Genomic DNA, 14115 nt, shown 5'->3' with positions numbered 1-14115 from the left:
TAGTTTGCAGTAAAAGCCAAAGCAGAGGCTCCTCAATGATGAGGGCCTCTGTTTTGTTTTATTTTGAATAAAGGAGAGGGTAGAAGATTGAGGCAGGCAACGGAGCATAGGTATGATTGAAACCGTTCTCGTTCGGTTCTCGTAATGTACATAAACAAAGAGATGAAGGAGGGAACAGGATGAGCAAAAAAGCAAAAGTGGGCGTATGGGTAACGGTGCTGGTCGTTCTGGGTATTATTGTTGGATCATTTATCTGGTATTTCAATACGGCTTCTGGTGAGCGCGCACTCAAAACGATGCGATCCAATAATGCTGGAGGACTGGAGCGTGTAGTGAAGGTATACAGCAGCTCGGGTGAGCTGATTCAGAGTTACGAAGGCAAGATTGATGTTCAGGATACGGAGTATGGTAACAAGGTGCTCTTTGACCTGAATGGCAAACGGATTGTGATCTATAATGCAACCGTGGTAACGGAAGAGAAGTAAAGCAGTGAAGCGAATGGAGAGCTAGATGCAAAGTGACGAGTGTTCGGGCGGTCCAGAGCAAGGCCGACCAGCATGAGGAGACATATCTCTGCTTCTGTAGTAAAATTAAGGAAAATAAGAATTGAGTGATACAGAATGATGATTTTCTTGGTTGCTCTTGCTTTGCTCGGCATGTTTGCTTTTTATAGTTTGCTTGCTTATTTTTTAATCCGTTTGATATCTAAAAAAGGGTTTAAAGTGACGTTGACGAAATACGAAATTTTAGAAATGATGACTTGGCTTGCTTTAATATGTATCGTTGTTTATAGCATTAAATCTTGGTCCTCTACTACAATCTTACCGGCTATCATGCTTATCATACCATTAAGGAATATGCGGATTTCGAATAGAAAGCATAGAGAGCGCATTACACGGGAATCAGCTCCATTCGCAGTGAATAAGGAGGGCACGCTGTGATTCCGGGCAAAACAACAGATACGTCAGGGCTGACCAAGGTTGCGGAGCTATCGGATGAGTTACAGCTGCCTGCCTGATGAATATGGACGTAACTCCAGCGTCAGGCACGTAAAGGCGGAAAGGGTAATCTCCTTTGATCTGACGGTCAGTGAAGACCGTTATAAGACCTGGAGCGTAAGCAAACAGCGACATGCCTTGAGCCATGCGTTTTATACATTTTTGGGTGAAAAGATGAAGAAGTACAAGATTGAGCACTTGGATACAGAGGAATTCACTTCGGATATGGGAATTTGGCTCAAGGAAATTGGATGGATGCAGACGGAAGAGGAAGCAGAGCTGGGCGAGAAGTATGGATTATGAATATCGGAATTACGATGGTGTTGAGGAGAAAAAAAGAGATGAGGCAAATCAGGCTCCTAAGGAGCTTATTTTGCTTTTATATTAATTCGACGACCAATACATATGAGAGTGAATCTCTTTCTGTACGAATAGACAAATTGGAGCATTTCTGAACAAGAAGATATTCAGGGATTCTTTTACACTGTAGGAGAAAGGAGATGAGAGATTCTGGAAATGTTTAAGCTGCTGAGCCAGTCCATTGATTACGTGGAACAGCATTTGCACCTGCCGATTGAGATTGAGGACATCGCTAGGGCAGCGATGAGTTCGAAGTACCATTTTCAACGAATGTTCCATGCAGTAACTGGTGTAACCGTGACCCAATACGTGAGAAACAGGAGGCTCACGCTTGCTGCACAGGAATTAGCGGGAACGAATTGTAAAGTTATTGATGCCGCGCTGAAGTACGGTTATGAGAGCCCGGCAGCTTTTACGAAGGCATTTCAAAGAATGCAAGGGGTAACACCGCTTGAGGCCAGGAAAATGAATGTGAAGCTTAAAGCTTTCCCTCGAATCTCCTTTCAAATTCAGGTTAGAGGGGAAACCGAGATGAATTATCGGATGGTTGAGGAACAAGGCTCTACTGTATGTGGAAAAAGTGTTGACATCCATAAGGATGCGTACAAAGAGATCCCTGTGTTTGTGGAGCAAATCTGGAAAGATGGGACTCATGATCAGATTAACGAGCTGTTAGGGAGACCTGCTGGCGCATTGCTATATGGTTATCATTTTGATTTTGCTGAGGATGGTTCGAGGCGTTATTTAATGGGAGCAGAAGTGCCGGATGATATTCAGGTTCCGGATGGGTTTACCGTTCTTCATATACCGGATCAAACCTATGCGGTTTTTGACAGTCACGGGACGATGACCGATGGTGTCGAAATTGATTTAAGTATTATGGATGTCTGGAGACGAATCTACACCGAGTGGTTTCCGTCAATGAGTTTTGAACAAGCGGAAGGAGCATGTATCGAGAAATATGTCTGGGTTGATGATCGGCAGCAGGATTTCATCACAGAAGTGTGGATTCCGGTTCGTAAAAAGGCTGATGACATTTGATATTTTAAGAGATGATCAGCAGTCAGCATTCCAACAACAAAAAGAAGCCCTCTTTCGAGAGCTTCTTTTTCATGGGAGAGGAGAAACCGGATGAAGAGCTTATGGGGAAACGTAAGTCTTCTCCGCGGTTGTCTACGACACTTGTGATGTCGATAATTATAGAATGCCCAAGGCTTTCCTTTTTATACATATTGGTCAACAGTATTTTTCAAACTGAACCTGATTGTGGTACGATAGCTTTATCAATAAACTTACATAGAGAGAAAAGGTGACTCAGTTGTGAGAGTGGTATCTGGAAGTGCGAAGGGCAGGCCGCTGAAGGCTGTTCCCGGCACAGGTACGCGACCGACCACGGACAAGGTGAAGGAAGCGTTGTTTAGTATGATTGGCCCTTATTTTGAGGGTGGAGCAGCATTGGATCTGTTTGCGGGCAGTGGGGGTCTCGGCATCGAGGCGCTGAGCCGGGGCATGGACAAGGCTGTTTTTGTTGATCTTGAACCGAAAAGCATTGAGGTAATCCGTGCAAATCTGAAGGCTACGAAGCTGGAGGATCAGGCGGCTGTATATCGTAACGATGCCGGGCGTGCGCTCAAAGCGCTTGCCAAGCGGAACACAGCGTTTGAGCTGGTGTTTCTCGATCCGCCGTATCGTATGAAAAATGGACATGAGCTGATGCTCATGATGCACGAGCTGGAGCTGCTTGTACCAGATGCAACCATTGTGCTCGAATATGAATCGAAATATGAGTATCCTGAGCAGTTCGGGCCATTTGAGCAAACGCGCAAGGCGGTATATGGGGAGACAGCGGTATCCATATATGAATATGTGCCACATGCTTCAGCGGATGACGAGAACAGCAGCATAGAAGAGGAGGCTCCTCATGACTGAAATGATTCAGCGGAAGGAACGCATTGCTGTATATCCAGGCAGCTTTGATCCCGTAACGATGGGGCATCTGGATATTATTGCAAGAGCATCGAAGCAGTTTGACCGTGTCATTGTAGCGGTATTGAACAATATGAGCAAAAATCCACTCTTTACGGTAGAGGAGCGCAAGGAACTGATTCGAACGGTAACCAGCGATCTGCCCAATGTGGAGGTGGACAGCTTCCGTGATCTGACGGCCAATTATGTGCGGCAAAAGGAAGCTCAGGTCATTGTTCGCGGCATTCGCTCTGTGACGGATTTTGAGTATGAGCTGATGCTTGCTTCCACCAACAGCAAGCTGAACCCGGACGCGGAAACGATTTTTATGATGACCAATCCGAAATACTCCTACCTTAGCTCCAGCATTGTGAAAGAAATTGCTCATTATCACGGGGATGTAACCGATCTGGTATCCCCTGAGGTGGAAGCGGCACTTCGTCAGAAAATTAGCGAGAAAAGCGGCGGGTAAGCCACAGGGTTATGCCTGATAAACTAATCATAATGACTAGAAGCAAGCTGAGGCTTGCGGCTGCGACAGGGAAGGCGCTTCCGATAATCTGAATTGTACTGGTGGTGTCAAAAGCATGCTTGAACCACTGTAACAGCACAGGGTGTGACTCGCTGGCTGCCCCGTTCTGCCATGCAGTCCAAGCTTCTGTCGAATATTGGCTGAATGGATTCCATAGCCAGAGTGCAAGGCCAAAGGACGTCAGGGCATGTGCCAGCCGAACGAGTACAAAATACAGTACAGATTGGCGTCCGGGCATGGCGTTTCTTAGCATGGATGTCACTTGTAAATGAGAGCACACTCCACCCCAGCCGAGCGCTGCTGCCAGAAGGGCCATTAGCATGGAGGGGGCCAAGGTGGCTTTGCTAATATGATAAGTACCCAGGTGCAGTTCAAGAATAGAGGGCCACAGTGCTGCCGAGATGCCAGGGGTCAGATACAGAGAAAGCAGTCGGATGAATACGGCGAAAACGATAATGTACCCTCCGGTTAACATTAACGTTTGTACGGCATGGGAGACTGTGTCACCGAGCAGTTTGCCGAACCCCCGCGCATCCCGGCTGTGTGCTTCTCTGGCGGCCTGCAGCATGCGGGTGAATACACCTGGCTTATGGGGCGCTTGAGATGGTTCAAAGGTTGCTTGAGATAAGGAGGATGACGGTTTCTCGGTTATCTGATCTTGATGTTGAGCTGGTGGGATAGCGGTATATTTTGTTGCAGGGGTAGACATCGAAATGGACGTTGAGCCTGACTTGAGGCTGTCCTTGCGAGCGGCAGGCTGCAATCGGACGACTACGGCTGCTGCAATCCAGCCGCTAATCCAGTGTATAGCCAGCAGGAAATACCCGGCTGCAGGCTGATGAAGGAAAGCGGCCCCTATAACGAGCAGAATCATCATCGGATTTGCAAAGTGAGCTGTGGCAACAACGATAACCGCCTGTCTGGCGGTCATTTGCTTATCCTGAATCAGATGAGACACCGCATCAGCGGCGGCAGGGAACCCTCCACACATACCTACAGCAAGAGCAAAACCGGCGTTGCCGGGCAATTTGAACAAACGCTTCATCAAGGGCTCCAGCAGCACTCCGATGGCGTGGGTGAAGCCAAAGGCAGTCAGCATTTGCGACAACATCAGGAAGGGCAGCATGGCGGGGAATACGATTTTCCACCAGATATCGAGTCCCTGGATGGAGGCGTCAAATGCTTCTTTAGGAGAGGCGACTACTGCAATAACAAGTATTAGCGCACTGCTGCTCAGAAACAGGGTGCGTAACACACCTGTGCTTCGAATCTCACTTGATACACCCATGGTCTCACCTCTTTATTAAATGCGCCTTGAGCGGCATTCACATTATTGTGGACGGCCGAAGCACGTCCGTAAACGGCTCGGCCTTGACCAGACAGACTGCCAAAAAGCAGCGGCCTGCCCGGCCTGTACCATTGTATGCAGGAGTGCCAAGGTGTTAGAATGAAAAGCACATTAAATTAGGAAAATAAGATGAGCTAAACAGTTACACGCAAGCATATCTTGGGGAGATGGAACGGAGGCTCATGGGATGAATCGAATCCGCAAAACGGGCGGTTTCAGAGCTTCGATCTATGTGATCACGGTGGCTCTGATCGTCTATCTTACCGTGTATATGCCAACGCCGTATATCATATATACACCTGGCAGCGCGGATGAAGTTAAACCGATGGTTACCGTAAAGCACGGTGACCGGGATGAACGAGGCGTATTCATGATGACAACCGTGTCGGCGACATATGCAAATTTATTTTTGCTAGGAACCTCGTTGTTTGATAAAAATGCGCAAGTGGATAAAAAGGAAGATCGTCTTCGCGGCAAAAGCGAGGCGGAATATTCCGCTGAACAGGTGTGGTTCATGAGTGATTCACAATCCTCTGCGATGGAAGCTGCATATGAGAAAGCTGGTGTTGCGTATTCCATCGTGCCGGAGCATATCTTCGTATTTGGTCTTTCGGAGGACCCGAAACCGGATGGGGATATTGAGCCGGGTGACATTATTCTGGGTGTGAACGGTACAGCTACCCCGGATAATACAGTTCTGGCGGAGCAGCTCAATGGGAAAAAGGCCGGAGATACGGTGGAGATGCAGCTCGAACGCGGCGGTGAGACGATTAGCAAGGACATCACGCTGGTTGAGGTCAAGGACAGTCAGACGGGAAAAACCCGACCGGGACTCGGAGTGATGATCGGTGCTGTGCAGAAGGTCAAGCCTGAAGATGCAAATAAACAGATTACATTTACAAGCACCCAGGTGGGCGGGCCTTCTGCCGGGTTGATGTTTACACTGGAGATTTACAATCAGCTGACGCCGGGTGATTTGACGAAAGGGCATCGGATTGCGGGAACAGGCACGATTACGAAAGATGGTGTTGTAGGGGCAATTGGTGGTGTGCAGCATAAAATTGTAGCCGCTGACCGTAAAAAGGCCGAAATATTTTTCGTACCCAAGGACAATTACAAGGAAGCCGAAGCCAAAGCCAAAGAAATTCATACCAGCATGAAGCTTGTGCCTGTCAGCACACTTGATGATGCTCTGAATTATCTGAATACCTTGTCCGTGAACTCTTGAACGGAATGATTAAATCCCTTGTTGCTTCAGCGTTGTCCAGCTGACGCAACAAGGGATTTTTTAATGGGTGGAAATGTGCTGGAGGGTGGGAAGATCATCTAGATTCGTACTGGCGACTCGTAGTAATCACTGTACATGGCACGTGATATGTCAGGTGAATGACCTTGCTTATACGCGAGAGCATAAGCGGCCTGCGCCTGAATGTCGAGTTCCAGCTGATGATGTGTGAATGTTGAGGGCTTTATCACGATCGGCAAGGCCGCTGTTTTTTTCATTATTTTGAGCAGGTGTTGTCCCGCTGATGTGAACCCGAGGACACGCAAATATCCGGGTCCTTCAGCTAGCTGCTCCGGGGCACACTCATGCTTGGTGTGATTCAGGAGCAGGTGGGCCAGCATGCGCTGCAGCTTGGTGCGCGTGTATCGCTTTGTTTTGAGCGCATTCAGGAGAGCTTCGACGGAAGGCTCCTTGAGCTGGGCGAGTGCACGAAGGAGCCGATGCTCCAGCCCTTCCGTGACTTCGGCGATGCGTTCCAGCTCGCAGGCACGGCGGGTAGCCGCGATGTGCAGCAGCGGCTGTGCAAAACGCTCCCAGTGTATGGGAGCGCGTCCCTCCTGCCATTCGCGCTGCAGAATGGCAAGAGTAGCCGCCGGCACGTATGGTGCGGCGGCGGCAGGGCCGTCCGCCAGCAGCAGGCGGCGGACGGCTGTGGCACTGGCGATCGCCCCCGGGCCGGGCGTCGCCTGGTGATAGGCGGCACCGGTACGCGCCGCCGTCAAGGGCTGGATCGCGCTGCCTAGCCGCTGCAGCGCGATGAGGTAGTGCAGCCCAAGCGAATTGTTGGGCTGCTCCAGCAGTGCCGCGGCGTCGTCAGCATCGACGCCGCCTGGCGCCAGCGCTGCCGCCGCGCCAGCGTACGCGGCGGGGTAGCTGGCGCCTTCCCGCAGGCGGCGCGCGATATCCTCGCGCAGCCCTGCGGGCTCAACAGCCAGCACGCGCGCAATGCGCTGCAGGCTGTCGATGTCACCGGACTCGCTGCCGAAGCAGAGCGAGTCCACAGCCCCGGTGCGGTGCAGCAGCGATACCGCACCATAGGCAAACCACTCAGCCGGTTGAACTGCGTAGGCAACCGGCAGCTCAAGCACCAGATCGGCGCCCGAATGCAGCGCCATCTCGGTGCGTGCCCTTTTACCAACGATGGCGGGTTCGCCACGCTGGAGAAAAGGGCCGCTCATCACAGCGACAACGGCGTCTGCTCCGCTAAGCCGCCGCGCTTCATTCAGATGATGCACATGTCCATTGTGCATCGGGTTATATTCCACAATAACGCCTACAGCTTTCATAAGCGGATGCTCCTTTCCATTATTGTGTGTATAAATTATTTTTTCTGAAAATAGACCCCAAACGGATAACGTTGCGATTCTGAACTTCTATGTAGACGCGCAAATAATAAGAGCTTGAAAATGTACGTTCTCAATTACAACATATCAGCTTGACGAACCAGCCAGCGGTTGATCCATGTCCATGCCTCTTCCATCATAGAGGAGAGCTTGAATTAGAGCAAATTACATCAAGACATAGACAACAAAGAGACAAAAGCAGCAGCATGGGCAGACGCGATAAGCTGTGTGACACAGAATGCATCATGTGTTAACGCTTCGTGACGGATTTATGGCGCAAAATTGCTGGAGATGTCGATGATAAACATGACTTGTAGTTATGGTGCAGGAAGTCTATAATAGTTTAGATGTGATGACTTCATCAGCAATATCGGTTTTCGGATAGGGTGTAAAGTTAAAAGTGTTGACAAACCTCTTCAGAAATCGGTATAATGATTTTTGTTTGTTAAGTCAATTTCATAAATCTATCTGCGATTGAAAACCGGATTACATACAGTCAGGAATGAACGCACATATTAGGATCATCTTGAACTGTATATTGCCGCCATTCGTCTGGACAACTATTTATGAAATTGGTTTCGTTTGGAGTGATGAAACATGTTAATGCCATTTCGCAAAGTGGCAACCAGTGATCGCCCCCTGCATCTTAACGAACAGTGGGATATCAAACATCTGGTTTCTAACCGACAAGATATCACAGCCGTTACCCCGCTGACTGCGGATTTGTCTGCAGAGATCAGAGAGGGGAACGTTGTGGATGTTCATGGCAAACTGACGGTAGGGGCGGACATGTTATGCTCCCGTTGTCTCAAGCCGCTAAGTGAACATTTTCATATTGATTTTCATGAGCAATTCAAGCAGGGAAAACAGCCGGAGCAATTGCCGGAAGATGATGATACCCTCTATGTGGATGAGGATAGCGTTGATCTGAAAGGTTATGCCGAGGAAGCTTTTCTGCTGGATCTTCCGTTTGTGCCGCTCTGCAGCGATACATGTAAGGGACTTTGTCCCAAGTGTGGCCATGAGCTGAACGAAGGTGACTGCGGTTGTGATAACCAGGTTATTGATCCGCGGCTTGCAGGACTCAAGGATTTTTTTAAATGAGCATGATTGAAAATCGAACGTAACAACTACCTGCAAAGGTTGATTTTGATAAGGAGGTGGGAATAATGGCAGTACCTCAACGGAGAACGTCCAAGACGCGTCGCGACAAACGTCGCACTCACTTTAAATTGGCTGTACCGGGCATGGTGAAATGTGAACAATGCGGCGAATTGAAGCTTGCTCACCACGTGTGCAAAGTGTGCGGAACGTACAAAGCAAGAGAGATCATCTCTCAATAATAGCTAGACATGGAGCAGCACTTCATTTTGATGAGGTGCTGCTTTTTTGTGCTTGCAGGGTTGGAATACATCACGTATGGGAGCTGTTGGACTCGGTGTGAATTGAACAGAAATCCGATTGTGGCGGGCCGTTCGATGTTAAATGAAATGGTCACAGAACACTTTGCTGAAGGGATATGGTTTTTGTGAGACCAGCCTTTCTTTTTGACACAGGATGAGATATACTATAGTTTAGTACCAGGTTCTAAGATTTGACGTTACATACAGATAAACATATACTTTCGTCAGAAACAGCTCTGGTTGATCGGAGATTGAATTGTATAGAGATGCGGGATTCGAAGGGTGAACGAGTCATAGAGTGGTTTTGGAAATGATACAGCAGGGGGTGTCAGGCATCGAGCGATTACCGAAGAGACAGAGGCAACAGCAATTAACGAAAATGATAGATGAGAACCCGTTTGTGACCGATCAGGAGCTTACACGTCAATTAAAGGTAAGTATTCAGACGATTCGTCTTGATAGACTGGAACTCGGAATACCTGAGCTTCGGGAACGTATGAAGCTGATGGCAGAGCGCTCGTATGATCAGGTGCGCTCTTTGCCCCTGCACGAGATTATCGGTGATATCGTGGATTTGCAGCTGGACAAGAGCGGCATATCGCTATTTGAGATCAAGGAAGAGCATGTGTTCTCCAGAACAGGCATTGCGCGTGGGCACTACGTTTTCGCACAAGCCAACTCACTGGCCGTAGCCGTTATTAATGATGAGATCGCGTTAACGGCTTCAGCTGATATACGTTTCGTGCGCTCGGTTCGTCTAGGCGAGAAATGCATTGCCAAAGCTTATGTGAAATCAATCCCTGGACAGAAGGGTAAAGCCAAGGTTGAAGTATTCACTTATGTGGGCGAAGAAATGGTGTTCCAGGGCAATTTTGTTATCTATCATTCAGGTGGAGAAGACAGCAAAGAAGGAGGGCATTTGGAATGAGGATCGTCATTGATGCGATGGGGGGAGACAACGCCCCTGCGTCAACCGTAGAAGGCGCTGTTGCTGCCGCTGCGGAATGGACGGATACAGAGATCGTCCTGGTTGGCGATGAAGCCCAGCTTGAACCTCTTTTAAGTCAGTCAGGAGCAAGACCGGCCAACTTGAGCGTTCGGCATGCTTCCGAAGTTATTGGTGCGGAGGATGAGCCGGTAAGAGCGGTGAGACGTAAGAAGGATTCCTCGATGGTCGTTGCGGGACGAATGGTCAAAGAGCGTGAAGCGGATGCTATGATCTCTGCTGGCAATACCGGAGCGTTAATGACTGCAGGATTGCTCGTGGTAGGTCGTATGGAAGGCATCGAGCGCCCGGCACTTGCCCCTATGATTCCAACGATGGATGATGTGGGCGTGCTTGCACTTGACCTTGGTGCGAACATGGATGCCAAGCCGGAACATTTGGCGCAATATGCGTTGATGGGCAGTTTGTACCGACAAAAGGTGCAGGGTATTGCTTCCCCTCGGGTGGGCTTGCTCAATGTCGGAACAGAGGCTGGCAAGGGCAACGAGCTAACCAAGCATGCTTATCCGCTGCTGGAGCAGCTGCCGATTCGTTTTGTCGGCAATGTTGAGGCGCGTGATGTGCTTACGGGAGCTTGCGATGTGCTGGTATGTGATGGATTTGCAGGCAACATTCTGCTGAAATCACTGGAAGGTGCGGCCGGAGCAATTTTTGGTCTGCTCAAAGAAAAGTTTACTTCATCTTTTAAAAATAAATTGGCTGCCGCTATGCTGATGCCAGAGCTGCGTGGCTTAAAAAGCAAGCTGGATTACACGGAGCACGGCGGTGCCCCGCTGCTCGGTTTGAGCGGGCTGGTCGTGAAAAGCCATGGATCGGCTGATGGCAATGCCATCAAAAACGCAGTGCGTCAGGCACGCATTGCAGTACAAAATCAGCTGGTGGACAGCATATCTAAGGAAATTAGCGGGAAGTGAGTGACGATATGAATAATTTGCGCCCGGTAGGGGTTATTGGAACAGGTAAATATGTGCCTGAGAAAATTTTGACAAATAGTGATCTGGAAAAAATGGTAGATACCAATGACGAGTGGATTGTCAGCCGTACAGGTATTAAGGAGCGACACATCGCTGCACCGGATCAAGCGACATCCGATCTGGCCTATGAGGCGGCGTTAAAAGCGCTAGAATCCGCAGGTATGACGGGCAGTGATCTGGATCTGATCATCGTTGCAACCATTACACCGGACTCTGCGTTCCCTTCGACAGCCTGCATTCTGCAAGATAAACTGGGAGCAAAAGGAGCTGCTGCATTCGATCTGTCCGCTGCCTGCTCCGGTTTTGTCTACGGCCTTGCAACAGCGACAAGCTTTATCCAGAGTGGAATGTACAACAATGCGCTCGTCATTGGTGCAGACTGCTTGTCACGCATTACAGATTACACAGACCGCAACACTTGTGTGCTCTTCGGGGATGGAGCCGGCGCAGTTATTGTCGGTGAAGTACCGGAAGGTCGCGGCTTCAAAGCATTTGATCTCGGTGCTGAAGGCGCAGGCGGCAGTCTGCTTCAGATCGAAGGCGGAGGTTCGCGTCTGCCAGCAAGTGCAGAGACAGTTGAGAATAAAAAGCATTATATCTACATGAATGGTCGTGAAGTGTTTAAATTTGCGGTTCGTGTAATGGGGACTGCCACAATTGAGGTGCTTCGCAAAGCCGGTATGGATCGTTCGGACGTTGATTTGTTCGTGCCGCATCAGGCGAATGTTCGTATCATTCAATCCGCAATGCAACGGCTTGAGCTTCCTGAAGAGAAAGTGGTTGTGAATGTGCACAAATATGCGAATACTTCGGCTGCATCCATTCCGCTGGCACTGGTTGAAGCTGCTGAAGAAGGACGCATGAAAGCTGGAGATACCGTTTTGATGGTTGGTTTCGGCGGCGGTTTGACATGGGGCGCATCCGTACTCGTATGGTAAACTAGACAGCTGGAGGATGAAATGACATGGGTAAAATTGCTTTTGTATTCCCTGGACAGGGGTCACAGACTGTAGGTATGGCGAAGGATGCGTATGAGTCTGTGCCTGCTGCCACCGAAATTTTTCGCACAGCGGATGAAGCATTGGGCTTCTCGCTGAGTGGCCTGATCTTTGAAGGGCCAGAGACCGAGCTGAAACAGACATCCAATACACAGCCGGCTCTGCTTACAGCAAGTATCGCTTTGCTGGAGGCATTCAAAGAAAATGGGATTGAGCCTGACTATACAGCAGGACATAGTTTGGGTGAATACAGCGCATTGGTAGCGGCGGGTGTTCTCTCTTTCAAGGATGCGGTTCAGATTGTTCGGGCGCGTGGTCAATATATGGAAGAGGCTGTTCCAGGGGGACAAGGAGCAATGGCTGCTGTTCTGGGTGCAGATCGGGAAGCGCTGGGGGTGCTTTGCCGTGATGTGTCCGAGAGTGGTCATGCAGTAGAACTTGCCAACATCAATTGTCCTGGGCAGATCGTCATTTCGGGTGTAAAAGAAGGCGTTGCTGCCGTTTCGGAACGGGTAAAAGAAGCGGGCGGTAAACGTGCTATTGCACTTGAAGTGAGTGGTCCGTTCCACTCTTCATTAATGAAAGGCGCAGCAGAGAAGCTGGCAGACAAGCTGAGCACCGTTACGTTCTCACCTGCACAGGTTCCTGTGGTAGCCAATGTTACAGCTCGTCCTGCGGAAGAAGGACAATTCCAACAATTGCTGACGACACAGGTCTATTCTCCGGTTTTATGGGAAGACAGTGTGACATGGCTCATTGAGCAAGGTGTGGATACGTTTATCGAGATTGGCTCAGGCAGTGTATTAACCGGTTTGATTAAAAAAACAGATAAAACCGTAAAGTTATACAATGTTAACAGTCTTGAAGCGTTGGAAGTAACTGCTGCTGACCTTAAAAATACTAATTAAATCACCTAAGTAGAACTATTTGTTTACCCTTTAACGGAGAGGACAGAAAAACCTGGGGTTAACAGCGATTGGAAGGTTATTCTGTCACCTTGGTGCTTGTGTAAATAACCCAAGTTCAACTTGTGTAGATTCAGAGAGAGGAGGAATGGTTATGTCTAAACCGTTAGCAGGTAAAAATGCATTGGTAACTGGAGCATCGCGTGGTATTGGTCGCAGCATTGCACTTGCTTTGGCTGAAGCTGGTGCAAATGTAGCTGTCAACTATGCGGGGAGTCAGGCTGCCGCAGAAGTTGTAGCGGAAGAGATTCGCGCTAAAGGGGTACAGGCCATTACAATTCAGGCGAATGTAGGTCTGATGGCTGAGGCGGAACAGATGGTCAAAACGACGCTTGAAGCGTGGGGAAACGTTGATATTCTGGTAAACAATGCCGGAATTACGCGGGACAATCTGATTATGCGTATGAAAGAAGAGGAGTTCGATCAAGTTATCGAAACGAATCTCAAAGGGGTATTTAACTGCCTCAAGGCAGTTACTCGTCCAATGATGAAGCAGCGCTCAGGAAGAATCATTAACATTTCTTCTGTCGTGGGCGTGCTCGGTAATCCCGGACAAGCGAACTATGTTGCAGCCAAGGCTGGTGTTATTGGTTTGACCAAAGCCTCTGCACGTGAGCTGGCTTCTCGCGGAATTACCGTAAACTGTGTTGCACCAGGGTTCATCGAAACCGATATGACAAAGGAGTTGTCTCAGGAACTGGTTGATGGTATGCTTAGCGGCATTCCGTTATCACGTCTGGGACAGCCGGATGAAATTGCCGGTGTGGTTACATTCCTTGCATCTGAGGCTTCGTCTTATATGACAGGCCAGACGCTGCATGTTGATGGCGGCATGTACATGTAAAAATTCCTGGACTTGAATCAAAGTCGGGGAACAGGCGCTGGACGATCCGAAATGCCGGAAAAAGGCCGGGTTCCCCGGCCGGGAGCCGCATATG

At 49.2% G+C, this 14115-nt stretch carries 16 protein-coding genes; 14 read left to right on the top strand and 2 right to left on the bottom strand.

Features of this window, described 5'->3' with window-relative positions; genetic code table 11:
* Nucleotides 1–179: 179 nt before the first annotated feature.
* From DFQ00_RS00925 to coaD, 6 genes are all read left to right on the top strand, one after another.
* The gene (locus DFQ00_RS00925) at nucleotides 180–485 is read left to right on the top strand and encodes a hypothetical protein (protein ID WP_110893249.1); all 306 of its coding nucleotides are present in this window, start codon (nucleotides 180–182) and stop codon (nucleotides 483–485) included.
* 138 nt (nucleotides 486–623) lie between these two features.
* Complete coding sequence (locus DFQ00_RS29390; RefSeq protein WP_208643734.1) at nucleotides 624–941, top strand: hypothetical protein; 318 nt, start codon at nucleotides 624–626, stop codon at nucleotides 939–941.
* A 54-nt stretch (nucleotides 942–995) separates the two neighbouring features.
* Nucleotides 996–1301, top strand: coding sequence for a hypothetical protein (locus DFQ00_RS00915; protein ID WP_110893245.1), 306 nt, complete (start codon nucleotides 996–998; stop codon nucleotides 1299–1301).
* Nucleotides 1302–1514: 213 nt separating this feature from the next.
* Nucleotides 1515–2399, top strand: a complete 885-nt coding sequence (locus tag DFQ00_RS00910) for an AraC family transcriptional regulator (RefSeq protein WP_167433562.1) — start codon at nucleotides 1515–1517, stop codon at nucleotides 2397–2399.
* A 279-nt stretch (nucleotides 2400–2678) separates the two neighbouring features.
* Complete coding sequence (gene rsmD / locus DFQ00_RS00900; RefSeq protein ID WP_110893241.1) at nucleotides 2679–3287, top strand: 16S rRNA (guanine(966)-N(2))-methyltransferase RsmD; 609 nt, start codon at nucleotides 2679–2681, stop codon at nucleotides 3285–3287.
* Nucleotide 3288: 1 nt separating this feature from the next.
* Complete coding sequence (gene coaD, locus DFQ00_RS00895) at nucleotides 3289–3795, top strand: pantetheine-phosphate adenylyltransferase (RefSeq protein ID WP_110894027.1); 507 nt, start codon at nucleotides 3289–3291, stop codon at nucleotides 3793–3795.
* Here the strand turns inward: coaD and DFQ00_RS00890 are convergent.
* Nucleotides 3773–5143, bottom strand: a complete 1371-nt coding sequence (locus DFQ00_RS00890) for a nucleoside recognition domain-containing protein (protein ID WP_110893239.1) — start codon at nucleotides 5141–5143, stop codon at nucleotides 3773–3775. The two genes, coaD and DFQ00_RS00890, sit on opposite strands and share 23 nt — an antisense overlap.
* Before the next feature lie 247 nt (nucleotides 5144–5390).
* On the opposite strand from DFQ00_RS00890, the gene DFQ00_RS00885 reads away from it, so the two are divergent.
* Nucleotides 5391–6431, top strand: coding sequence for a SepM family pheromone-processing serine protease (locus DFQ00_RS00885; RefSeq protein WP_110893237.1), 1041 nt, complete (start codon nucleotides 5391–5393; stop codon nucleotides 6429–6431).
* Nucleotides 6432–6529: 98 nt separating this feature from the next.
* Here DFQ00_RS00885 and DFQ00_RS00880 read toward each other — a convergent pair whose 3' ends face one another.
* Nucleotides 6530–7774 (bottom strand): nucleotidyltransferase, encoded by a 1245-nt coding sequence (locus tag DFQ00_RS00880; RefSeq protein WP_110893235.1) that lies wholly within the window; start codon nucleotides 7772–7774, stop codon nucleotides 6530–6532.
* A 654-nt stretch (nucleotides 7775–8428) separates the two neighbouring features.
* On the opposite strand from DFQ00_RS00880, the gene DFQ00_RS00875 reads away from it, so the two are divergent.
* The 7 genes from DFQ00_RS00875 (at nucleotide 8429) to fabG (ending at nucleotide 14021) form a co-directional block, all read left to right on the top strand.
* Nucleotides 8429–8935: a YceD family protein gene (locus DFQ00_RS00875; protein ID WP_110893233.1), complete on the top strand. Its 507-nt coding sequence runs from the start codon at nucleotides 8429–8431 to the stop codon at nucleotides 8933–8935.
* A gap of 65 nt (nucleotides 8936–9000) precedes the next feature.
* Nucleotides 9001–9174 (top strand): 50S ribosomal protein L32, encoded by a 174-nt coding sequence (gene rpmF / locus DFQ00_RS00870; RefSeq protein WP_090923906.1) that lies wholly within the window; start codon nucleotides 9001–9003, stop codon nucleotides 9172–9174.
* A 370-nt stretch (nucleotides 9175–9544) separates the two neighbouring features.
* Complete coding sequence (gene fapR, locus DFQ00_RS00865; RefSeq protein ID WP_110893231.1) at nucleotides 9545–10162, top strand: transcription factor FapR; 618 nt, start codon at nucleotides 9545–9547, stop codon at nucleotides 10160–10162.
* Nucleotides 10159–11154: a phosphate acyltransferase PlsX gene (gene plsX / locus DFQ00_RS00860; RefSeq protein WP_110893229.1), complete on the top strand. Its 996-nt coding sequence runs from the start codon at nucleotides 10159–10161 to the stop codon at nucleotides 11152–11154. The genes fapR and plsX overlap by 4 nt, the downstream gene beginning before the upstream one ends.
* Before the next feature lie 8 nt (nucleotides 11155–11162).
* Nucleotides 11163–12152 (top strand): beta-ketoacyl-ACP synthase III, encoded by a 990-nt coding sequence (locus DFQ00_RS00855; RefSeq protein ID WP_110894025.1) that lies wholly within the window; start codon nucleotides 11163–11165, stop codon nucleotides 12150–12152.
* Between the two features lie 26 nt (nucleotides 12153–12178).
* On the top strand, nucleotides 12179–13120 hold the full coding sequence (gene fabD / locus DFQ00_RS00850) for an ACP S-malonyltransferase (RefSeq protein WP_110893227.1): 942 nt from the start codon (nucleotides 12179–12181) through the stop codon (nucleotides 13118–13120).
* Nucleotides 13121–13271: 151 nt separating this feature from the next.
* Nucleotides 13272–14021 (top strand): 3-oxoacyl-[acyl-carrier-protein] reductase, encoded by a 750-nt coding sequence (gene fabG / locus DFQ00_RS00845; protein ID WP_110893224.1) that lies wholly within the window; start codon nucleotides 13272–13274, stop codon nucleotides 14019–14021.
* The last annotated feature ends 94 nt before the right edge of the window (nucleotides 14022–14115 follow it).

The sequence above is a fragment of the Paenibacillus barcinonensis genome, assembly GCF_003217495.1.
Taxonomy (GTDB): domain Bacteria; phylum Bacillota; class Bacilli; order Paenibacillales; family Paenibacillaceae; genus Paenibacillus; species Paenibacillus barcinonensis.
The sequence above is the reverse complement of the archived record's forward strand: the minus strand, read 5'-3'. Positions and strand labels throughout refer to the sequence as shown.